Source organism: Anaerococcus sp. (assembly GCF_022770135.1).
Lineage (GTDB): Bacteria > Bacillota > Clostridia > Tissierellales > Peptoniphilaceae > Anaerococcus.
On record NZ_JALEIL010000143.1, the window covers coordinates 1 to 21,454 of the forward strand.

Annotated in this window: 19 protein-coding genes, 1 tRNA gene, 2 other RNA genes and 1 pseudogene; 19 read left to right on the forward strand and 4 right to left on the reverse strand. The window is 33.5% G+C overall.

Going from position 1 to position 21,454, the window contains the following annotated elements; all coding sequences use genetic code 11:
• The 10 genes and pseudogenes from MRZ08_RS07355 to MRZ08_RS07400 form a co-directional block, all read left to right on the forward strand.
• Positions 1-196, forward strand: a pseudogene (locus MRZ08_RS07355) (adenylate cyclase); the annotation flags it as partial.
• A gap of 56 nt (positions 197-252) precedes the next feature.
• Entirely contained in the window at positions 253-1,191 is a 939-nt protein-coding gene (gene pyrB, locus MRZ08_RS07360) for an aspartate carbamoyltransferase (RefSeq protein ID WP_297381189.1), read from the forward strand.
• Positions 1,175-1,603 (forward strand): aspartate carbamoyltransferase regulatory subunit, encoded by a 429-nt coding sequence (locus MRZ08_RS07365; RefSeq protein WP_297381192.1) that lies wholly within the window; start codon positions 1,175-1,177, stop codon positions 1,601-1,603. Before pyrB ends, MRZ08_RS07365 begins: the two co-directional genes overlap by 17 nt.
• Positions 1,604-2,797, forward strand: a complete 1,194-nt coding sequence (locus MRZ08_RS07370) for a dihydroorotase (protein WP_297381194.1) — start codon at positions 1,604-1,606, stop codon at positions 2,795-2,797. It begins immediately after the preceding gene.
• Positions 2,781-3,644 carry an orotidine-5'-phosphate decarboxylase gene (pyrF, locus tag MRZ08_RS07375; RefSeq protein WP_297381197.1) on the forward strand — a complete coding sequence of 288 codons (864 nt, stop codon included), beginning with the start codon at positions 2,781-2,783 and terminating at the stop codon, positions 3,642-3,644. The genes MRZ08_RS07370 and pyrF overlap by 17 nt, the downstream gene beginning before the upstream one ends.
• Positions 3,631-4,350 carry a dihydroorotate dehydrogenase electron transfer subunit gene (locus tag MRZ08_RS07380; protein WP_297381199.1) on the forward strand — a complete coding sequence of 240 codons (720 nt, stop codon included), beginning with the start codon at positions 3,631-3,633 and terminating at the stop codon, positions 4,348-4,350. Before pyrF ends, MRZ08_RS07380 begins: the two co-directional genes overlap by 14 nt.
• Complete coding sequence (locus MRZ08_RS07385; protein ID WP_297381202.1) at positions 4,347-5,246, forward strand: dihydroorotate dehydrogenase; 900 nt, start codon at positions 4,347-4,349, stop codon at positions 5,244-5,246. The genes MRZ08_RS07380 and MRZ08_RS07385 overlap by 4 nt, the downstream gene beginning before the upstream one ends.
• A gap of 9 nt (positions 5,247-5,255) precedes the next feature.
• Positions 5,256-5,831: an orotate phosphoribosyltransferase gene (gene pyrE / locus MRZ08_RS07390; RefSeq protein ID WP_297381205.1), complete on the forward strand. Its 576-nt coding sequence runs from the start codon at positions 5,256-5,258 to the stop codon at positions 5,829-5,831.
• A gap of 56 nt (positions 5,832-5,887) precedes the next feature.
• Positions 5,888-6,592, forward strand: a complete 705-nt coding sequence (locus tag MRZ08_RS07395; RefSeq protein WP_297381208.1) for a glucosaminidase domain-containing protein — start codon at positions 5,888-5,890, stop codon at positions 6,590-6,592.
• Positions 6,593-6,642: 50 nt separating this feature from the next.
• Positions 6,643-8,298 carry a glycogen-branching protein gene (locus MRZ08_RS07400; RefSeq protein WP_297381211.1) on the forward strand — a complete coding sequence of 552 codons (1,656 nt, stop codon included), beginning with the start codon at positions 6,643-6,645 and terminating at the stop codon, positions 8,296-8,298.
• 47 nt (positions 8,299-8,345) lie between these two features.
• Here MRZ08_RS07400 and cbpB read toward each other — a convergent pair whose 3' ends face one another.
• From cbpB to MRZ08_RS07415, 3 genes are all read right to left on the reverse strand, one after another.
• A complete protein-coding gene (gene cbpB, locus MRZ08_RS07405) occupies positions 8,346-8,825 on the reverse strand; it encodes a cyclic-di-AMP-binding protein CbpB (protein WP_297381215.1) in 480 nt (159 codons plus the stop codon).
• Positions 8,826-8,961: 136 nt separating this feature from the next.
• Positions 8,962-9,228, reverse strand: an RNA gene (ffs, locus tag MRZ08_RS07410) — signal recognition particle sRNA large type.
• Positions 9,228-9,320 (reverse strand) — tRNA-Ser (locus MRZ08_RS07415). Before MRZ08_RS07415 ends, ffs begins: the two co-directional genes overlap by 1 nt.
• Positions 9,321-9,451: 131 nt before the next feature.
• Here MRZ08_RS07415 and dnaX point away from each other — a divergent pair.
• From dnaX to MRZ08_RS07440, 5 genes are read left to right on the forward strand one after another with little or no spacing between them, the layout of a single operon-like run.
• On the forward strand, positions 9,452-11,305 hold the full coding sequence (gene dnaX, locus MRZ08_RS07420) for a DNA polymerase III subunit gamma/tau (RefSeq protein WP_297381218.1): 1,854 nt from the start codon (positions 9,452-9,454) through the stop codon (positions 11,303-11,305).
• Between the two features lie 11 nt (positions 11,306-11,316).
• The gene (locus MRZ08_RS07425) at positions 11,317-11,655 is read left to right on the forward strand and encodes a YbaB/EbfC family nucleoid-associated protein (RefSeq protein ID WP_297381221.1); all 339 of its coding nucleotides are present in this window, start codon (positions 11,317-11,319) and stop codon (positions 11,653-11,655) included.
• Positions 11,655-12,260, forward strand: coding sequence for a recombination mediator RecR (recR, locus tag MRZ08_RS07430; RefSeq protein WP_297381222.1), 606 nt, complete (start codon positions 11,655-11,657; stop codon positions 12,258-12,260). Before MRZ08_RS07425 ends, recR begins: the two co-directional genes overlap by 1 nt.
• Positions 12,253-13,251 carry a hypothetical protein gene (locus MRZ08_RS07435; protein WP_297381223.1) on the forward strand — a complete coding sequence of 333 codons (999 nt, stop codon included), beginning with the start codon at positions 12,253-12,255 and terminating at the stop codon, positions 13,249-13,251. Before recR ends, MRZ08_RS07435 begins: the two co-directional genes overlap by 8 nt.
• A 14-nt stretch (positions 13,252-13,265) precedes the next feature.
• On the forward strand, positions 13,266-14,660 hold the full coding sequence (locus tag MRZ08_RS07440) for a glycoside hydrolase family 32 protein (protein WP_297381225.1): 1,395 nt from the start codon (positions 13,266-13,268) through the stop codon (positions 14,658-14,660).
• Positions 14,661-14,842: 182 nt separating this feature from the next.
• On the opposite strand, the gene ssrA is transcribed toward MRZ08_RS07440, so the two are convergent.
• Positions 14,843-15,197: a transfer-messenger RNA gene (ssrA, locus tag MRZ08_RS07445) on the reverse strand.
• A 170-nt stretch (positions 15,198-15,367) separates the two neighbouring features.
• Here ssrA and MRZ08_RS07450 point away from each other — a divergent pair.
• From MRZ08_RS07450 to MRZ08_RS07465, 4 genes are read left to right on the forward strand one after another with little or no spacing between them, the layout of a single operon-like run.
• Positions 15,368-16,501 (forward strand): glucose-1-phosphate adenylyltransferase, encoded by a 1,134-nt coding sequence (locus MRZ08_RS07450; protein WP_297381228.1) that lies wholly within the window; start codon positions 15,368-15,370, stop codon positions 16,499-16,501.
• A 1-nt stretch (position 16,502) separates the two neighbouring features.
• Positions 16,503-17,627: a glucose-1-phosphate adenylyltransferase subunit GlgD gene (glgD, locus tag MRZ08_RS07455; RefSeq protein WP_297381230.1), complete on the forward strand. Its 1,125-nt coding sequence runs from the start codon at positions 16,503-16,505 to the stop codon at positions 17,625-17,627.
• Between the two features lies 1 nt (position 17,628).
• Positions 17,629-19,062: a glycogen synthase GlgA gene (gene glgA, locus MRZ08_RS07460; RefSeq protein WP_297381233.1), complete on the forward strand. Its 1,434-nt coding sequence runs from the start codon at positions 17,629-17,631 to the stop codon at positions 19,060-19,062.
• Positions 19,043-21,313 (forward strand): glycogen/starch/alpha-glucan phosphorylase, encoded by a 2,271-nt coding sequence (locus MRZ08_RS07465; RefSeq protein WP_297381236.1) that lies wholly within the window; start codon positions 19,043-19,045, stop codon positions 21,311-21,313. The genes glgA and MRZ08_RS07465 overlap by 20 nt, the downstream gene beginning before the upstream one ends.
• The last annotated feature ends 141 nt before the right edge of the window (positions 21,314-21,454 follow it).

The window sequence follows — 21,454 nt, forward strand, 5'->3', positions numbered from 1 at the left end:
GAAGGAAAGAATCTCCTACAGATACAAGAATCAAAGATTTGATATTGATATTTGGGATAAAGAAACTTACCCAGAACCATATATGGAAATAGAATTTTCCAATCAATCAAAAATCGATGAAATCATTGATGATTTAGGCATCGATAGAAAAAATGTAACAAATAAATCAATAACTGAATTAAGAGAAGATCTATAAAAATTTTGACATTCGTTTATTTCGTGATATAATAAAAAAAACTTAAGGAGTAAACGATGATTTCTATAAAAAATTTATTAAATTCATTTGATTTGACAAAAGACGACTTACTAGAGATAATTGATTTAGGTAATGCTATTTATAAGAGTCCTGATGATTTTTCCCATTGTGCAGACGGAAAGATATTAGGGACTCTTTTTTTTGAGCCTTCAACTAGGACTAGATTATCATTTGAATCAGCCATGCTAAGGTTAGGTGGATCTGTAGTAGGATTTTCGGATGCAGGAGTATCCTCATCAACAAAAGGAGAAAGCCTTGCAGATACAGTAAGAACAGTAAGCCAATACGCCGATATTATCGCCATGCGCCATCCACAAGAGGGAGCAGCCTTTCTTGCAAGCAAGACTGCGGATTGTCCGATAATAAATGCAGGAGACGGTGGCCACCAACATCCAACTCAAACTCTTACCGATATCCTCACAATATCAAATTATAAGAAAGATCTTTCAGGTCACGTTATAGGTCTATGTGGGGATCTTAAATATGGAAGAACAGTTCACTCGCTTCTTAAAGTAATGAGTATGTTCCCAGACAATAAATTCATCCTCATATCTCCAGAAGAATTAAAGCTTCCGGAATATGTAAAAAAGGAAGTATTTGCTGATGGAACTAATAATTTCGAAGAGGTTAGAAGCCTGGATGATGTGATGGATCAGTTGGACATATTATATATGACCAGGATTCAAAAGGAAAGATTCTTCTCTCAAGCCCAATACACAAGACTTAAGGACTCTTACCTACTAGATAAAGAAAAAATGCAAGCTGCAAAAGAGGATTGTATAGTTCTACATCCACTCCCAAGAGTGACTGAGATTGCAACCGAAGTTGACTCAGATCCTCGTGCAGTTTATTTCAAACAAGTTAAGTTTGGTATGTATGTAAGAATGGCGCTAATTTTAAAACTTTTGGAGGCAAACAATGATAGAAATAACTAGTATAAAAGAAGGTATCGTAATCGACCACATCAAGGCAGGACTTGGAATGGAAATATTCAACAAACTTGACCTAAGACATCTTAAAGATGAGGTCGCAATAATATTAAATGCAAAATCTACCCAACACGGAAGAAAAGACATCCTAAAGATTGCAAACAACATCGACATAAATCTTGATATAGTATCAATCATTGACCCATCAGCTACAATAAATATCATCAAAGACGAGAAGGTTGTTGAAAAGCTAAGCTTAAAGCTTCCAAAGGAAGTTAAGGGAATCTTAAACTGTCAAAATCCTAAATGCGTATCAACTAGCGAAAGATCTGTAGAAAGTGACTTCATTCTAATAGATGAAAAAGAAAAGAACTACAAGTGTGCCTACTGCGGCCATATTTATGATGTGGAAGAATAGATGAAACAGATTTTTACTAACTTTTATGGCTTTGACGACATAAAGATTACAAGAAAACCTATCTATGTCGAAGATGGAATAATTGTTGAAGAATTTGAAAAGGACGAAGATACGGAAGTTATTGATTGCAAAAACCTCGCCCTAGTTCCAGCCTTCACAGATCTCCACGTTCACTTTAGAGATCCAGGTTTTACCTACAAGGAGGACATAGAAACAGGATCCAGGGCAGCCCTTAAGGGAGGATTTACATCTGTCCTTCTTATGGGAAATACGAATCCACCAGTATCAAGCCCTGATGTCTATGAAGATATTATAGGAAGAAGTAAAGATTTAGATTTAATCGATGTAGAGCAAGTCTACACCATAACTGAAAATCTTGGAGGGAAAAGCTTAGACCATCTAGAAAAAATGCCAGCATCCGTTAAGTTTCTCTCAGATGATGGTAGGGGAGTAAATGATGATAATATCATGTATGAGGCTATCCTCAAAGCAAAGGAATTGGGAGTAAAGCTTGCCCTTCACGAAGAAGTTGAAAGAGTTTCTAGGAAGGATTATGAGATAGCAGAAGATGCTATGACCATAAGAGATTGCTACCTTGCCTACAAACTAGACTCCCCAATCCATTTCTGCCATGTATCCACAAAGGGAGCAATGACAGCCATAAAATACTTCAAAGACTTAGGCGCTCCTATAACATGCGAAGTAACCCCTCACCATATAAATTTTTCTAATAAAGAAAGAGAAGAGATGAAGGTCAATCCTCCAATAAGAAAAGAAATTGATAGGAAATTCCTCATTCAAATGATAAAGGAGGGTTACGTAGATGCAATTTCTACCGATCACGCCCCTCACACAAAAGAGGAGAAAGATAAGGGAGCTCCTGGCTTTATTGGTCTTGAGACAGCCTTTTCGACCTGCTTTAAAGTTCTAGTTAAAAGCGGTGAAATTTCTCTAAACAAGCTAGTAGAAATAATGTCTACCAATCCCGCAAGGATTCTTGGCTTAAATAAGGGTAAGCTTGAAAAGGGATTCGAGGCAGATTTCGTCCTAATAGATTTAGACGAAGAATATACCTATAAGGAAGAAGAAATTCTATCTAAGTCAAAGAATTCACTAATGATTGGACAAAAACTTCCTGGAAGAGTTAAAAAAGTTTACAAGAAAGGAATACTAAAATATGAAGATAATAGATAAATTATACGAAAAAGTTTCAAAGAATGGATTTGTATGTATTGGACTTGATAGCTCCATTGATTATATTCCGGAAAATATGAAAGCAGGAAAAAGTGTTAGCGAGGCACTTTTTTCTTATAACAGAGAAATAATAGATCAGACCTATGATGTATGTGCAATCTATAAACTACAAATTGCCTATTACGAATCCTATGGTATCGAGGGAATGATTGCCTACAGGGACACACTTTCTTACCTTAGAGAAAAAGATCTCCTATCTATTGGAGATGTAAAAAGAAGTGACATAGCAGCAAGTGCCAAGATGTATGCCAAGGCACACTTTGAGGGAGATTTCGAGACGGATTTTATAACTCTGAATCCATATATGGGAATGGATTCAATCGAGCCTTATGAAGAATACATAGAAAGAGGAGAAAAGGGTGTCTTTGTTCTTCTAAGAACATCAAATCCTGGAGCCAAGGACTTCGAAGTCCTTCCAGTTGATGGGGAAGAGTTCTTCTACAAGGTAGGAGATAGGATGAAAGAGCTTAATGATAAGTATATAGGAAAGTCAGGCTTTGGACCAATAGGACTTGTAGTTGGTGCAACACATAGCGAAGAAGTTGAAAAAATCAGAAAAAGATATGATAGAATGTTTTTCCTAATTCCTGGATTTGGTGCACAGAAAGCAGATAGCATGAATGTTTACAAGCTCCTAGAAGGGCTAAATGGTGGAGTAGTAAACTCTTCTAGGGCAATACTTAAAAACTGGCAAAATTATGAAGATGGCAGCGAAAAAGTTGGATATTATGCTAGAAAAAAAGCTATAGAAACTTATGAGGAAATTAAAGCAAATGAAGTCCTATAAGAAAGCTATAATAAAAGAAAATAGAGAAATATCCCAAGGAATCTACCTAATGAAGCTAGCTTGCGATATGAAGGCAAGGCCTGGACAGTTTTTTATGTTTAGGTCAGATTCCTTTAGGCAAGATCCACTTTTATCTAGACCTTTTGGAGTTTGCGATGAAAAAGATGGTGAACTATCCTTCCTCTATCAGGTTGTAGGAAAGGGGACTGAAATTATGGCAAGCCTTAAGAAAGATGCTGAGGTACAACTCCTAGGCCCTCTTGGAAATGGCTTCAATCTCAAAAAGGGAAAGAAAATTGCAGTAGTAGGTGGGGGCATTGGTATAGCTCCACTTTTATATTTGGTAAAAAGCCTTGAAGAAAAGTGTGATTTTTATGCGGGATTTGCCAAAGATCCTTACTATATGGAAGAGTTTGAGCCCTTTGTAAACAAAGTTGTTACTACTAGTGATTTCTACGACAAGAAATTCATAACGGATGCTATAAATCCTAAGGACTATGATTATATTTACGCATGCGGACCAAATCCAATGCTTAAAGCTCTTTATGAAAAGGCAAGAGATATTCCTATGGAAGTATCTATGGAAGCTCACATGGCCTGTGGAATTGGAGCTTGTCTAGGTTGTACTATAGAAAAGTCTGATGGAGAGTTCCTAAGAGTTTGTAAGGACGGTCCTGTCTTTGATAGCAAGGAGGTCTTTGGATGAATACAAAGGTAAAAATTGCTGGAGTAGAATTTAAAAATCCAGTTATAGCTGCAAGTGGAACTTTTGGCTTTGGTAAGGAGTTTTCTGAATATATAGATCTAAATAAATTAGGTGGAATCTGCTCCAAAGGTCTTACTCTTCACAGGAATTTAGGTAACAAGGGAGTTAGGATCCATGAGACTGCATCAGGTATAATGAACTCGATTGGCCTACAAAACCCAGGTATCGATTACTTCACAAAAGAAGAATTACCTTTTCTCGAGAAATTTGATACGGTTGCTATTGCAAACCTAGGAGGTCATAGCGTAGATGATTATGTAAGGGGAGCTGAGATCTTAGATAAGACAAGTGTCCCTATGATTGAGCTTAACATATCTTGTCCTAATGTCAAAGAAGGAGGAATGGCCTTTGGTACTGAGCCTAAGAAGGCATGCGAAGTAATAAAGAAGGTTAGAAATGTAACTAAAAAGCCTTTAATAGTGAAACTATCTCCTAACGTTGGATCTATTGGCGAGTTTGCCAAAATCGCTGAAGATGAGGGAGCGGATGCAATTTCTTTAATCAATACTATAAACGCTATGGCTATAGATATCAGAAGAAGAAAACCAGTATTTGAAAATAAAACTGCAGGACTTTCAGGTCCTTGTGTAAAACCAATAGCTGTTAGGATGACCTATGAGGCTACATCTGCTGTAAATATTCCTGTTATTGGCATGGGTGGAATTATGACTTACGAGGATGCCATAGAATTTATTATGGCGGGAGCTTCTGCAATCCAAGTTGGAACTGCAAATTTTATAGATTATAAGTCGATGGAAAATATTATAGATGGAATATCAAATTTCATGAGAGAAGAAAAAATAGAAAGTCTTGAAGAAATAAGGGGAATAATTTAGGAGGAAAATATGGATAAAACACTAGAACTACTTAAAAAATCGGACGCGCTTTTGGAAGGTCACTTCATACTATCAAGTGGCAAGCATTCAAACAAATACATACAATGTGCTAAGTTAATAGAAAATCCTGTTTATTGTGAAGAAGTTGCTCAGATAATAGGAGAAAAGCTTAAGGAAAAAGGTATCGAAGTTGACCTATGCGTGGGCCCTGCAATGGGTGGAGTAATCATATCTTATGAACTTGCTAGAAAGCTTGGAGTAAATGCTATATTTACCGAAAGAGAAAATGGTAGGATGACCCTAAGAAGAGGCTTTGAAATCAAAGAAGGCATGAAGGTTATAATAGTAGAAGATGTAATCACAACAGGCAAGTCTTCATTTGAAACTGTTGATGTAATTAGGTCTTGTGGAGCAGAAGTCCTCGCTTTGACATCAATTGTAAATAGGTCCAATAAAGATGAAATAAATGGACTTCCAATAATTTCTGCAACTAAAATTGACGTAGATACCTGGGATGAGGACGAAATTCCTGATGAGTTAAAAAATATCCCAGCAACAAAGCCAGGATCCAGATCTCTCAAGTAAGTCCTTGCATTATCTATAATTTAATATATAATTAAATAATAGATAAGGGGATAGTTATGAAGGTAAGAAATTCTATTAAAAAATTAATAAGTACAGCCGCTATACTAACTCTAGGAATTACTTTGGCTAACACCAAATCTTATGCTAGCTCAAAAGAGAAAAAAGACCTAATGTATTATGGTTTGCAGAAGATTAATGCCGAAACTTACAATCTTAGAGATATGAAGAAAGAAAGATTTGATAAGTTAGATAAAGATCTAGATAAGGCAATTGAGATTGGATGCGATAATGTTAATAGCAAAAGCTATTTTTATCTCGTACAAGATATACCTTTTACAGGAAGTGAGCTAGATTCTGGCTTGGCTGATACAGGTCTTTATGGATTGGGTCAAGACTTCAAAGAAGTTTCCGAAAAATACGGGATTAATCCATTATTGCTAATGGCCATGGCCAAACACGAAACCGGAAATGGAACAAGTGATTTGTTTAAGGAAAAGAACAATCTTTTTGGATTTAATGCAATTGATCACGATCCTTATAATATGGCAAGTAATTTCAAAGACCCTAAGGATTCAATCGATACAGTTGCTAAACATCTTAAGGAAGAATATTTAGATAAGAATGGAACTTATTTTAATGGAGTTTCAGCAAAAGGCATAGGTACATCATATGCTTCTGATCCAGAATGGTCCCAAAAAGTTAATTCAATGATGATAGAAATAGCAGATGAAATGTTAGAAACATACAAGGCAGGTCAGTAATGGCCTGCTTTTTTTAATAGTAATAGTATAATGTATTAAAGGAGTAGATTATGAATACAAGAGATTATTTAGAAGCTAAATCCTTTGACGGTTACAAGTTTTTTGGAGCCCATAAGAAGGATAAGGGATATATATTTAGACTACTCGCTCCAAATACTAGCGAGGCATACATTATTGGTGACTTTACCAATTGGGAAAGACAAGCTATGAGAAAGTATTCGACAGGAGTTTTTTCTATAACAATTGACCAGGCTAAAATCGGAGATGCTTATCAATTTATAATGAAAGATGGAGATAGAGAAGAAAAGAAAATTGATCCATTCGCAAAGTCCATAAATTATATAGAAAAAACAGCAGTAATTTGTGATGACACATTTAAATATAGGAATAGGCAGATTAGGACTGAAGCTAAAAATATTTTACAAGTTTTTCTGGGATCTTTATTCAAGACTAAGGAAAAGTCAGCTGATGAGATTTTTAAGTCCATAATAGATCATGTCAAGGAAAATAATTACGACACAATTCTTCTTATGCCAGTAAATGAATATCAAAATTACAAGTCCATGGGCTATGCCCCTATGAATTTGTTTTCTTATTCAAATAGGTACGGGGATTTAGTCTCTTTTAGGCAATTTATTGATTTGGCTCATAAGAATAAAATAAAGGTCTTAGTAGAACTTGATATAGGGGAGTTTGATCCCGATAGTATGGGACTAATAAATTTCGATGGAAATAATATTTATAATTACCCTTATGATGATATTCTATATAATTATCATGGATCCATTAATTTTGACCTAAGTAGGCCCTTAAGTCAATCTTATGTACAAAGTGCTGTAGATTATTATTTGAAAGAATATAAGGTCGATGGAATTTATTTTCCTGCCATAGAAAATATTTTGTATTGGCAAGGAGATAAGAATAGGGGAATAAACAAAGAAGCTTCAGAGTTTTTATCTAAATTAAATACTCATATCAAAAAATCTAAGGCCTTAAGCCTTGCTAGCTTTAGTGGAGAATATAAAAATGATATTGATTTTGATATGGTATTTGACAATAAGACTAAGGCTTGTATCAATATGCTAAAAGATGACCCTATGAAAAGGGACCATTACAAAAACTTTATTATAGATTTGATAAATAAAGCTACAGACAAAAATCTTTTAGGATTTTCCTATGTTGACTCTTTCTTAAATGAGGCAAGTCTTGCTATGAAAATGTACTCAAATGATAAGAAATTAGAACAACTTAAAACCTTGTTTACCTTCTTATATTCACTCAAATCTCCTAAGATGCTTTTTATGGGAGATGACTCAGGAGACCTTAAGACATTCTCTGTATATAACAAATTTGATTTTAAGATATTTGAAAATAACGTAGAAGATTTCAATACCTTTTATAAGGACATTACGGATTTATTTATAAAAGAAAATTGTTTAAGTGATGAAGATAGCGAAGTTGCCTTACTTGACGTGGAAGGATACAGTCTTTATGCTTACAAGAGGACTTATAAAAAGGATAGCTTTCTGGTAGTAATAAACTTCACTGATATAGACTATAAGATCGAATCTCCATATGATTTGGAAGAAATAATTAACACTGAGGATCTAAAATATAAGGGAAGTGGAAATATTAACGGAAGTCTAAATAAGGGCGATAGTATTAATATCATGCCATTTGGATCAGCTATTTTCAGGATAAAATAATTAAAGTTCGCACTAGAGTTATCGATTAACTAGGTGCGAACTTTTATTTATACTAAATTATTAATTTTTTCAACAAGGTCATATTCGGAGTCTATATTGTGGGCTATATGGGTGAATCTTTCAAGGGCGACTTTTCTTGGAATAATTCCCAAAAAATATCCGTTCTTGTGAGTTATACATACAAAGTTATTATTGACTAGAAGTCTCAGAACATCTTCAAGATCGTAGTTATCGAATAGGATGGGAACAACCTGATTCATTACTTCCTTTACCTTGATTGCATTAAGCTTTTCTTCGTCGAACAAGGAAAGATTATCGAAGCTTGTAACTATGTTAGATATAGAAATAAGTCCTCTAACATGGTTTTCACTATCAATAACTGGAATTATTTGATAGCCCGAATTTGATAATACTAAGACAGCATGAAGGAGGGTATCTTCTTCATTACAAGTCGCAACATCAGATGCCGGAATCATTAGGTTTTCAGTTGGTCTATTAAACATATCTTTGATTACTTTACTTATCATTTTCTACCTCTTTAGGTTTACTTTAATATTCCTTCAATTCTATTTTAAATAATTATATTATATTTATATGTATTTTTAATGTAGAAAAAAACTAGTCTGAAAAAATCATTTAGATAATTCAGACTAGCTCATATGTAAGCACACCCAAGGTCGAACTTAGAATTTGTAACAGTGTCCAGAAAGACTGACTCATGTTAGGTTGGCTTACGGCACACAGAAAGTACTGCTTAATGCTGCTACGTTCCCGTCCTGACATGATTCACAGCTTTCTGTTGCGTAAGTTCTAACAATCAACACCAATCTTAAAGGTCTTAATAAAAACCCTAAGCCCTCACTTGGGAATTAAACCCTGCTATAGCGGATTGCAGGTTACAAGGCACCGCTAACTCCCTGTCTAGTGCATGGCGGAGAGCATGGGATTTGAACCCATGATACGCTTACAATACGTATACACGATTTCCAATCGTGCTCCTTCAACCACTCGGACAGCTCTCCTCGCTACATTAGTAGACTATACCCCATATAAATAATAAAGCAAAACAAAGTTCAAATTTCTCTTCATGATAATGTTTACTTATTATTAGAGGAGACTTATGGTATAATAAACCTGATAGAAAGGAAATAATATGGCAAAAGCTTTGTATAGACAATACAGGCCCAAGACCTTTGATGAAGTTTTAGGTCAGGATAGGGTCGTTAATGTCTTAAAAAATCAAGTTAAAAATAATAACTTTTCTCATGCTTATATTTTTGCTGGCGAGAGAGGATGTGGTAAGACAACTTGTGCAAAAATCTTTGCAAAAGCCATCAATTGCTTACATCCTGTAGATGGATCTCCCTGTCTTGAATGTGAGAATTGCAAAGCCATTGACGATGAATCTACTATCGATATAATTGAGATGGATGCAGCTAGTAATAGAAGGATTGATGATATTAGAAACCTAAAGGATAATGTCATCTACCCACCCAATAAGCTTAAGTATAAGGTCTATATAATAGACGAGGCCCATATGATAACGAGAGAGGCCTTCAATGCTTTACTGAAAATAATGGAAGAGCCACCAAGTCATCTTGTTTTTATCTTAGCTACTACAGAAATTGATAAGATTCCTAACACAATCTTATCCAGAGCACAAAATTTTGAGTTCAATAAGATAGAAAAGAGCAAGATAAAAGAGCAAATATCCATAATCCTCAAAGATAAGGATATAGAAATGGAAAATGAGGCTATAGATCTTATAATTAGAAAAGCAAAGGGAGCCATGCGTGATGCTCTTAGCATCTTGGATCAAGTCTTATCCTATGATACAAAATCTTATAAGCTAGCTGACGTAGAAAATCTTCTAGGTGTGGTAGATTTCTATGATATAGATAAGCTTACGAAATCAATCTTTTCATTTAATCAAAAGCAGGCCCTTTCTTATATATTTTCTTTAAGAGAAAATAACAAGTCTAATAAGGATATAATTGATTCTATTATAAACTATTTTAGGGATATTATGGTTTATAAGATGAGTGAAAATCCAGATCTTTTCGATAACGAAGAAAGATTTGACTTTATTAAAAAAAGGGCAGGAGAAATTGAAATCGATAGGTTGCTTGATTTACTAGATATATTAAATGAATATTCATCTAAACTTAAAAGCTCTGATAATACAGATCTTATAGTAGAGCTTATGACTATAAGACTTATTAGTTCTAAGGACATTAAATCCCTTGATTCTAGAATCAGAAGCTTGGAATCAGGCAATGAGAAAGATTTAATTGGGCTGATTAATAAATTAGTTGACGATAAAATATCAAAACTGGACCTTAGTAAATATGAAAATATCAACACTAATGAAACTTTTAAAGTAAAAGATGCCAGTATAGATAAGGAAAATAAAACTGATAAGATTGAAGTAGAGGATGAAATATCGGAAGGTAACACCTTATCGGCATCTTCACTAGCTAGATCAGAAGATTCTAGAATAAATGATGATTTAGAAGAACTATCTCAAAATGTAAATGGGACTAGGAGTATAGATATTCCTACGAAGATGGCTGATGATATAAGGGATATGATTATAAAAACTGCTGGTAGGATGTTAAAGCCAATGTTTGAGAAAGATGGTTTTAATTATTCCTATAGGCCAGGAGAGTTTGTATTATATTTGAAAGATGATTTTTATGGAATATTTATCCAAACCAAGACTGATGATATTGTAAAAGAATTAAATGAAATACTTAAAGATGAAGTAATTTTTTCTGTAGATAATTACTCAAAATTCACAGAGAATAAGGTTGAAAATACAGAAATAGAAAAATCTGAAAATTACGAAAAAGAAGAAAAAAAAACTAAAAAATCAGAAAAACTAGACGAAATTAATGATGATAGTAATATCAATCAAAGTCTAGTCAATAAAGAAGATGTTAATAAAAATCTATCTAATATAGATAGGTTAAAAGAAATATTTAAAGAAGAATTAATTATAAAATAAAGGAGTAAATTATGGCAAGAGGCGGATTTAGACCAGGTGCAGCAAATATGAACAATATGATGAAACAAGTTAAGAAGATGCAAGAGCAAATGGAAAAGGCTCAATCTGAAATAGAAGAAAAAGAATTCTCATCATCTGCTGGAGGTGGAGTAGTAGAAGCTACTGTTAATGGCAAAAAAGAAGTTGTTAATATAAAAATCAATCCAGATGTAGTCGACCCAGAAGATGTAGAGATGCTTGAAGATTTGATTATGGTTGCTGTAAATGATGCTAGCAAGAAGGCAAGCGACTACAACGAGGAGACAATGGGTAAACTAACAGGCGGAATCAACATCCCTGGTCTTATGTAATGGCTTTATATCCGGAATCTTTACAGAATTTAATAGAGCAATTTCAAAAACTACCTACAATTGGAAGAAAAAGTGCAGAGAGACTCGCTATGGCTATTGTAGAATCTGACTACAAAGCGGTAGATGATTTTTCTAAAAGTCTTACCGAGGTCAAAGATAGAATTCATACTTGTAAGATTTGCGGGAATCTTACTGAAGATGAAGTCTGCGACATATGTAAAGATATAACAAGAAATGAAGAGTACTTATGTATAGTAGAAGATGTGAGAAATCTAATAGCTATCGAAAAATCGCATGCCTACAGAGGAAAATACCACGTTCTAGGCGGGCTAATTTCTCCTTCAGATGGGCTGGGTCCTGATCAACTCAATATTGATAAGTTGCTAGAAAGAATTGAAAAAGAGAATATTGAGGAAGTAATTCTAGCTATTTCATCAACTATTGAAGGGGAAACAACTGTTTTATTTTTAACGAATTTACTATCCAAAAGAAATATCAAGATAACAAAGCTTGCTCAAGGAATACCAGTTGGTTCTAACCTGGAATACTTTGATCAATTAACTCTAGAAAGAGCCTTAGAAGACAGGAGAGAGATCATTGATTAAATTAAGAAAAATTCTTTTTATCCTTATGGCAACATTAACTATAACTTCTTGTAAGTCCGACAAGCAAGAGGATAACCCTAGCAAAAAAGATGAAATACAAGTAGAAAAGTTCGATAAATCAAAGCCCATATCTGAAAATATACGAATAAATACAACAACTTTTGCATCGGATATTATAGTTGATGATCTAGAGAAGTCTTCTGGAAATTCATACGACATAGAACATTTAAGTGACCTTGAAAGTATTGAAGAAGGAAACTTTGATATAGCAGTCGTTCCAGCTGTTATGGCTGCGAATTTGTATAATGAAACTGGAGGAAGAGTCCAGATTGCGGCTATTACTTTACTCAATAATCTTTACGCTACAAGCGATACTGATATACTATCACCAAAAGATTTGATGGGAAAAACCCTTCTTATTCCAGATCTTGGTGAAGATTATGATAAATTAATAGATAGTAAATTATCTGTAGCTAAAAATCTATTAGGGATAAGTACACTTTATTACAAAAATTTTGATGAATTACTAAGATTAAAGCAAGAGAATGAATCATCAATAGCTATTGTTTCTCAACCAAACCTATATAAATTAAGGTCCAAGAATGACTATAAGCTATACGATTTTTCGGAAATCTTATCTTTCTTTTCCAAACAAAAAGAAGAGGGTGTTGGAGATTTCATTTCAGAAGTAATTATAGTTAATAAGAAATTTGCCCAGGATAAGAAGGAATATCTTGACCAATTCCTAAAAGAATATAAGAATAGTGTAGATAATTTTAAGGAAAAAGCTAATATTTCTGCTGACATAATCAATGCTTATGATATAAAAAGTGATGAGGCCATTGGTATATATAATAGCATGGATTCTGTTTACATTGATGGAGATACCATGGTTGGAATGTATAAGTTATTTCTAGATTCACTATCAAGAGTCAATTTAAACTTATACAAGGGCGATAAGCCTGCAGAAGATTTTTATTACAAGAAATAAGATAAGGGTAAAATATGCTTGATAAGAAAATATTTGAAGAAAATTTTGCTGAGTTTTGCAAGATGAAAGATAGGGCCAAAGAAGATCATAATATGTTAAAATTTCACATATATCCAGAAGCGGGTTGGCTCAATGACCCAAATGGCTTATGCGAATACAAGGGTAGATATCACATTTACTACCAATATTCTCCCTTAGATGAAAATAAATCCGATACATGTTGGGGGCATGTTAGTACAGTAGATTTCATAAATTATAAAAGAGAAGATATCTTTATTTATCCTGATACAAAATTTGATAAAGACGGAGCTTATTCGGGTTCTGCTTTTATTAAAGATGACAGGATAAACTTCTTTTATACAGGTAATGTTAAGCATGATGGTGAATATGATTTCATAAAAGAAGGAAGAGAGCACAATACCATTAAGCTAGTATCAGATGCCTATACTTACTCTGAAAAAAATTTAATCTTAGATAATGATGATTATCCAAAAGATATGACAAAACATGTAAGAGATCCAAAAATATATGAAAAAGATGGATATTATTATATGTTTATTGGGGCTAGAAGTCTTGAAGATAAAGGACTTGTACTTGTATATAAGTCAAAAGACTTAGAGAATTTCGCCTATCATATGAGGATTGAAACCGACTACGATTTCGGTTACATGTGGGAATGTCCAGATTTTTTTACTGTTGATTCTAAAGATTTTCTGATTCTCTGCCCTCAAGGTGTAGAAAGCGAAACTTATAGATATCAGAATATTTACCAAGCTGGATACTTCCCAATAGAAATTGACCTTTCAGAAAAGACTTATAAGCTAGGTGGCTTTAACGAACTAGATTATGGATTTGATTTCTACGCACCGCAAACATTTGAAGATTCAAAATCTAGAAGAATCCTAATAGGTTGGATGGGTATGCCAGATGCAGTATACACAAATCCTACGATTGATTATAAATGGCAGCATTGCCTTACTATACCTAGAAAGCTATCTGTAAAAAATGGAAAGCTATATCAAAATCCTATTTCAGAGATGAAAAATCTTAGAGCGGATTATATTAGTCTAGAAAAGGGAGTGAGTTACCATGATTTTATCTTTGAGGCTTTAGCAAAAAATACTAAAGATTCTTTCGAAATCAAGCTAAGAGCTGACGTAAGTCTATCATATAATGATGGAATATTGAGATTAGATATGGGTGATTCATCATTTGGGAGAGAATCTAGACAGCTAAAAATCGATGTAATTAGTGATATAAGAATATATTCTGATAAGTCTTCTCTTGAGATTTTTATGAATGAAGGAGAATATGTACTAACCAGTAGAGTATACTCTGAAAAAGCAGGTTTTCATTCTACGGATTTAGATTTTGATCTATACACATTAGATTCAATAGATTTTATATAAACGAGTTATAATTGAATATAAATATTTTCAAATGAAAAGGAGGTTTAGGCCTCCTTTTTTGCATATAAGTAATTAAAATTTGTTACAAAATATGTTACGCTATTATATTTTTTTTGATTTTTATAGAAATTCGAATCTTTAAAAATATAGGTGTAAAGACTTTTGTAATCTATTGATTATTGTGGTGGAGGTGAAGGGATTTGAACCCTTGTCCGCGGAAGATTTCTCCATAGCATCTACAAGCTTAGTAAGATTTATAATTTTGCATAAAGAATAAAAACCTTACGAAAAATCCTTATGCTAGCTTCATGATACTAATTGTATGGCAAAGCTTACATACAATAGTTGTCGCTAAATTATGAAACAAATATCAGGCTTGCGACGAGCTCGATATTTATTGCTTGCCTTAAATTAGGCAGCTAGTGCGAAGTTTGCTTCGCTATTGTTGTTTGCGTTTATATTTAATTGCCAATTTGCGTTTTAGCATACGACTTGCAACCATGGGATCGTCGACCACGTCGAAACCAAGTCACCCCCCCTTCAATTAATTATACTTTTAAAGTTTTACTTGTCAAAAGATAGGATATTAGTTAAAATATAAGTGAGAAAAGGTTTTACTTAAGTTTAATTTTTATACATTAGATATATATATTTTTATACAATGGGTATATATAGAAAGAGATAAATTTTCTTATCAAGGAGGAAATATGAGAAATTCTAATAAGATTTGCGCCATGCTTTTAGCAGGAGGACAAGGTTCTAGACTAAAAGCCTTAACAAGAGAGATGGCAAAGCCAGTTGTACCTTTTGGCGGAAAGTACAAAATTATAGATTTTGCCCTAAGTAACTCCACAAATTCTGACATCAAAGATATAGGTGTGCTTACCCAATATAAGCCACAATTACTTAACCAACACTTAGGGATAGGTGCTCCATGGGACTACGATAGAAACTTCGGAGGACTAAGAATACTCACACCATATTACACAGAAGATGGCGGTAGATGGTTTGAAGGTACAGCCTCTGCTATATATGAAAATATTAATTATCTAGATGAGGTTAATCCTGAGTATGTTCTGATTCTTTCAGGAGACCATATATACAAAATGGACTACAGAGAGCTTTTAGATGTTCATAAGAAAAATGGAGCTGATGCAACAATAGCTGTTATGGAAGTTGATTGGGATGAAGCTTCAAGGTTTGGTATTATGAATACTAATGATGAAGATAGGATAGTTGAATTTGAAGAGAAACCAGAAAATCCAAAATCAAATCTAGCTTCAATGGGAATTTATATATTCAATTGGCAAGTATTAAGAAGAGAACTAATCGAAGATAGCAAAAACAAAGATTCCTCTAATGATTTTGGTAAGGATATTATTCCTAAGATGCTTGATGAAGGCTTAAATCTTTACGTTTATAAATTTGATGGATATTGGAAAGATGTAGGAACTGTAAGGAGCTTCTGGCAAGCAAACCTAGATCTTATAGATCCTGAAAACGAGTTAGATATTTATGACGAAAACTGGAAGATTTACACAGCTTCCCTTAACTTACCTCCTCACAGGATAGGAAAAACTGGACAGCTAAGTGATTCTTTAGTTAATGAGGCTTGTGTTATCGATGGTAAGGTAAGTAATTCGGTATTATTCTCAAGTGTAGAAGTAGAAGAAGGTGCTGAAGTTTATAACTCTGTATTATTAAACGGGGTTAAGGTAAAAAGCGGTGCTAAGATTTATAATTGTGTAGTCGCATCTGATATGACAATAACCGATAGTATTGGTAAGGAAGATGATGAAAAAGTATATCTTGTAAGCAAGGAAGGAATTGAGGAGGAATAGTATGCCAAATATTGTAGCTTTAATATATAGTTCAGAATTTAAAGAGAGAAATTACGGTGTATTGTGCAAACATAGGCCAGACTATATGCTTCCTTTCGGTGGTAGATATAGAATAATAGACTTTGCTTTATCAAATATAGCCAATCATGATATTTCAAGAGTAGTTTTGTATGCGGACAGGATGATTAGATCAACACTTGATCATATCGGTAATGGAAAAAGTTGGGAATTAAATAGGAGAAATGGTGGCCTTTTAATCAACACACCTTCATATAACTCTAGTGGAACTTTTAGCGAGATAGAAACTTATTATGATACTATAAGATACTTTGAAGACCATCCATCCGATTATATTTACATCAAAAATCCTATGTATATCAATAAGGTAGACATAACTGACGCAAAGGAAACAATGGAATCAAATAACCTTGATTGTTTAATATTTTCTTCCAAAACTGTTGACAAGGACGGTTATTATCTTAATAGAAGAATTATCTCATCTGATGAAGAAGGCAAGCCTTGCTCTGTTGGTCTAAATCTTGGCATGAGTGAAGATATTGATCTATTCCTTGGCTCTATCTTGATAAAGAGAGATTTATTCTTACGCATCTTAAGGACTGCAATGGAAAGAAATTCTCAAATGTCCCTACTCAACGCAATTTTCTCTTTAGCTGGAGATATTAATATAGATTTCTATAGACACAATAAGGAATTTGAAATTATTTCAGATATTAATTCCTTCTTTGAAGCAAATATGAAGTTACTAAATAAAGAAGACTTTGACCAACTCTTCTACGAAGATGGATTGGTTTATACAAAATCAAAAGATGAACCTTCAACCTCCTACACTAAGGAATCTAACGTAAAGAATTCTCTAATTGCAAATGGTTCAATCATAAGAGGCGATGTGGAAAATTCTATCATATTTAGGGGCGTTGATATTGGAAAGGGTGCCACAATTAAAAACTCAGTGATTTTCCAAGATTCTGTGATATCTGATGGGGCTATTCTAAACTATGCAATAACTGACAAGAGGACTGTTGTAGATAAGGATACTAGACTATTTGGTAATAGGTCTCATCCATTCGTGACATCAAAAGATGAAAAATTAGAGAAAGGATTATAGTATGAATATTCTCTTTCTAACTGGTGAAGCAGTTCCTTTTATAAAAACGGGAGGCCTTGCTGATGTAGCAGGGGCTCTTCCAAAGGAGCTTGTCAAAAAAGGCGTAGACTGTAGAGTTGTTCTTCCTTTGTATGGAGAAATAACTGACGAGTATAGGTCTAAGATGGAAAAGTTAACAGAGTTTTATGTTGACCTTGATCGGAAACACCAATATGCTGGAGTCTATCAGCTCAAATGGGATGGAGTTACTTTCTATTTCATTGATAACTTAGAATATTTTGATAGAAAAGGATGCTATGGTTTCGACGATGATGCAGAAAGATTTATTTTCTTTTCCAAGGCATGTACCCTTTTAGGAAAAGAAATTAATTTTCATCCTGATATAATCCACTCTAATGATTGGCACACAGCCATGGTTAATGTTTTTGTAAATGATTTTAGAAGGGGAGATGCTTATTATGAAGATGTAAGGACCCTATTTACAATACATAACCTTAAATACCAAGGTGTCTTTGATGCTGAGAATCTTAGACTTGCAGGACTGGACGGGTCTTATTTTAACGAAAACGACCTAAAATTCTATGACGCTATTAACTTTATGAAAGGCGGCATAATCCATTCTACAGCTTTTAACACTGTATCTGAAAACTATGCGAGAGAAATCCAATATCCATTCTATGGCGAAGGTCTTGATGGAATTATCAGAAAATATTCGTATAAACTCACAGGAATAGTAAATGGTATAGATTTTGATATTTGGAACCCTTCTACAGATGGCGTAATTAGTCAAAATTATGATATTGGTTCTATTAATGATAAGGTTAAAAATAAGTTAGACCTTCAAAAGATGTATGGCCTACCTGAAAGAGAAGATGTCCCTTTGATAGGAATTTGTTCGAGACTGACTGAAATGAAGGGACTTGACCTAGTAAGATACATTATGGATGAACTTCTTCAAGAAGACGTTCAATTTGTTGTATTAGGAACAGGGGATTACACATACGAAGAGATGTTTAAATACTTCGAGTGGAAATACCCTGATAAGCTTGCAGCTAGAATTTATTATAGTGGAGATGAAAGTCATAAGATTTATGCTGGAAGTGATTTTTATCTAATGCCAAGTGTTTCAGAGCCATGCGGCATAAGTCAACTTATAGCTATGAGATATGGATCCTTGCCAATAGTAAGAGAGGCAGGGGGATTAAAGGATACGGTCATAGCCTATAACGAATATACAGGAGAAGGAACTGGATTTTCATTTGCGAATATAAATGCTCACGAACTTCTATTCTGTATCAAAGATGCTCTGAAAATATACAAAGAAGATAAAGAGGAGTTTAAGAAGCTCGTAGCTAATGCTATGGGTCAAAACAATGACTGGGAAAAGTCTGGTGAGAAATATTTAAATTTATACGATGAAATTAAAGCAAACTAAGAAAAACGAAAGAAACTTATTAGAAAGAATACAAAGCTTTTTGTATTCTTTTTATGCTAAAGATTTAAATAATGCGAGAATCAACGAAGTATATGATTGTTTATGCAGAGCCTTGATGGAGGATATTGGCAGGAAATGGGTAGACAGCAAGTCTGATAAAGAAGAATTTGAGGCCTATATATTAAGTTTTGAGTACCTTCCTGGAAAATTTATTGAAAGAAATATAGCAAGACTCGGTAAGGAAGAGGAGATTAGGGATGTATTAGAAGAAATTGGATTTTCATATGAAGATGTAATTGCTTTTGAAAAAGAGGCCAATCTGGGGGTTGGAGATATAGGAATTGGATCGAGTTATCTGATAAGTGAACTTGCAAATAAGAAAATAAGATCTGTAGCCTATGCACTCCGATATGAGAATGGTAATCTAAAACAAAGAATTGTAGATGGGAAACAAGTTGAATATTCTGATTATTGGCTGGAAGAAGGATCAAATTGGGAGCATAAAAAAGGATTTTCATATGAACTAGATATAGATGGTAAGAAGCACAAGACTATTGCCTATGATATAGCGATAGTAAATGATGCTGCTGATTTCGTAAGCACACTCCGTCTATTTCAGTCAGAACCAACCCAGGCAATAAACTACTCTGAATTTTCAAGGGGAGACTTATTTAAGGCCTATGACGATTATTTGAGTGCAAGCTCAATAAATCAATTCCTATATCTAGATGATTCTTCCTACGATGGAAAATTATTGAGGCTAAAACAAGAATATTTCTATTCAGCAAGCGCAATTAGAGATATTTTTAAGAGATATATCAATAGATATGGTTCAATTGAGGGGATAGATGAGAGAATTAAAATCTTTTCAAACGACATACACCCAACTATAGCTCTTGTAGAATTTATAAGGATTCTAAACATCAGATTTTCTATTGATATCAAAGAGGCGATTTTTATAACAAGAAGGATATTCGAACACATTGCCTTTTCTATAACTAGTGATAGTCTCGAAAGTTATCCGGTGGATATGATTAAAAGAGTTAATCCAGAAATATTGGAGACAATTATTTCAATCCAATCAATTCTCCAGGAGGAAGATCCAAAGACATTTTTGATCAAAAATGGATATGCATATTTTAAAAATATCAACTTAGCCCTATCAAACAATTATATTTACCTTTCTAAAATTTTAAAGGAAGAGAAATCAGCAAGAAGAAAGCTATCATTCACAAATCTTGGAACAGATAGGTTAATGTATCTAGAAAAAAATAATACTCGACTCATGGATGTTTTTAGAAGATATGAAATCTTTGATAAAAAATCATATGATATTTCTAAGATTGCAAGTTTAAGAAATTGTAGCAATTTTATAGATGATCTAGAAGAAGCAAAATACCATAACAAGCTTGAGCTAATTGATTTGGCAAAAGAGAAGATAAATCCTTATAGTTTATTTGATGTGCAGCTTTCTATAATTCATGAAAGTAAAAGACAAATACTAAATGCCTTAGCTATAGCTTATAAATATTATTATTTTAAAGAAAATACCAATATCAGGATAACACCTAAGACTTATGTTTTCTCAGGTAAAGCAAATGAAGGATACTTCATGGCTAAGGAAACTATCAAATTTATCCTAGCCTTAAAGCATATGATTGATAAGGATAAGATTATCCGAGAGAAAATAAAAATAGTCTTTATTGAGGATTTGGACGTATATAGGTCTAAAATTATACTAAAGGCAACTGACATATATAATAATTTGACCCTAGCTAATTTGGACAACCAAGACTTCCATATGCTTAACTCAGCTCTCAATATGACAAATATTTTGACGACCAGGGGCGGTATTTATGAAAATACAGGGAGAAATAAGTCTTTTTATGCTATAGGTGATAGCTACAGGGAAATAGTTGATGATAAAGAATCCGCTTCTTACGATGCAAATAATTTTTACTATGCTAATGATATGGTAAGATATACTATAGAAAATCTAATAAGAGAAAGTTATGATATTTTCCCATATGATTTTAAAGTGATGTATGATCAGATCATGATGTATAACGATTCGTTTAGAATATTCAAAGACCTTGAGGATTTACTTGTCAATAGAGAAGAAATTGAGCTAGACTACCTAGAAAAGAATAAATGGGTTAAAAATGAAATCGATAATATACTATGGGCGAATAATTTTAAATTAGATAATAAAATTATAAGGAATGGTATAAATGATTGGAACAAAAACTAAAATAAGTGATAGAATCAAAAATTTGACCTATGAGGAGGTAGAAGACGAAAAGCTAGGTGCGATTTATAGCAAAGATAAAACAACCTTCAGAGTCTTCTCTCCAACTTCAGATACACTAGATCTCTTGATAAGTGATGATTA

What these genes read in the sequence shown, in the direction of transcription:
- pyrB (WP_297381189.1), top strand. Translation starts at nt 253, where the DNA reads ATGATTTCTATAAAAAATTTATTAAATTCATTTGATTTGACAAAAGAC.
- MRZ08_RS07365 (WP_297381192.1), top strand. Translation starts at nt 1,175, where the DNA reads ATGATAGAAATAACTAGTATAAAAGAAGGTATCGTAATCGACCACATC.
- MRZ08_RS07370 (WP_297381194.1), top strand. Translation starts at nt 1,604, where the DNA reads ATGAAACAGATTTTTACTAACTTTTATGGCTTTGACGACATAAAGATT.
- pyrF (WP_297381197.1), top strand. Translation starts at nt 2,781, where the DNA reads ATGAAGATAATAGATAAATTATACGAAAAAGTTTCAAAGAATGGATTT.
- MRZ08_RS07380 (WP_297381199.1), top strand. Translation starts at nt 3,631, where the DNA reads ATGAAGTCCTATAAGAAAGCTATAATAAAAGAAAATAGAGAAATATCC.
- MRZ08_RS07385 (WP_297381202.1), top strand. Translation starts at nt 4,347, where the DNA reads ATGAATACAAAGGTAAAAATTGCTGGAGTAGAATTTAAAAATCCAGTT.
- pyrE (WP_297381205.1), top strand. Translation starts at nt 5,256, where the DNA reads ATGGATAAAACACTAGAACTACTTAAAAAATCGGACGCGCTTTTGGAA.
- MRZ08_RS07395 (WP_297381208.1), top strand. Translation starts at nt 5,888, where the DNA reads ATGAAGGTAAGAAATTCTATTAAAAAATTAATAAGTACAGCCGCTATA.
- MRZ08_RS07400 (WP_297381211.1), top strand. Translation starts at nt 6,643, where the DNA reads ATGAATACAAGAGATTATTTAGAAGCTAAATCCTTTGACGGTTACAAG.
- cbpB (WP_297381215.1), bottom strand. Translation starts at nt 8,825, where the DNA reads ATGATAAGTAAAGTAATCAAAGATATGTTTAATAGACCAACTGAAAAC.
- dnaX (WP_297381218.1), top strand. Translation starts at nt 9,452, where the DNA reads ATGGCAAAAGCTTTGTATAGACAATACAGGCCCAAGACCTTTGATGAA.
- MRZ08_RS07425 (WP_297381221.1), top strand. Translation starts at nt 11,317, where the DNA reads ATGGCAAGAGGCGGATTTAGACCAGGTGCAGCAAATATGAACAATATG.
- recR (WP_297381222.1), top strand. Translation starts at nt 11,655, where the DNA reads ATGGCTTTATATCCGGAATCTTTACAGAATTTAATAGAGCAATTTCAA.
- MRZ08_RS07440 (WP_297381225.1), top strand. Translation starts at nt 13,266, where the DNA reads ATGCTTGATAAGAAAATATTTGAAGAAAATTTTGCTGAGTTTTGCAAG.
- MRZ08_RS07450 (WP_297381228.1), top strand. Translation starts at nt 15,368, where the DNA reads ATGAGAAATTCTAATAAGATTTGCGCCATGCTTTTAGCAGGAGGACAA.
- glgD (WP_297381230.1), top strand. Translation starts at nt 16,503, where the DNA reads ATGCCAAATATTGTAGCTTTAATATATAGTTCAGAATTTAAAGAGAGA.
- glgA (WP_297381233.1), top strand. Translation starts at nt 17,629, where the DNA reads ATGAATATTCTCTTTCTAACTGGTGAAGCAGTTCCTTTTATAAAAACG.
- MRZ08_RS07465 (WP_297381236.1), top strand. Translation starts at nt 19,043, where the DNA reads ATGAAATTAAAGCAAACTAAGAAAAACGAAAGAAACTTATTAGAAAGA.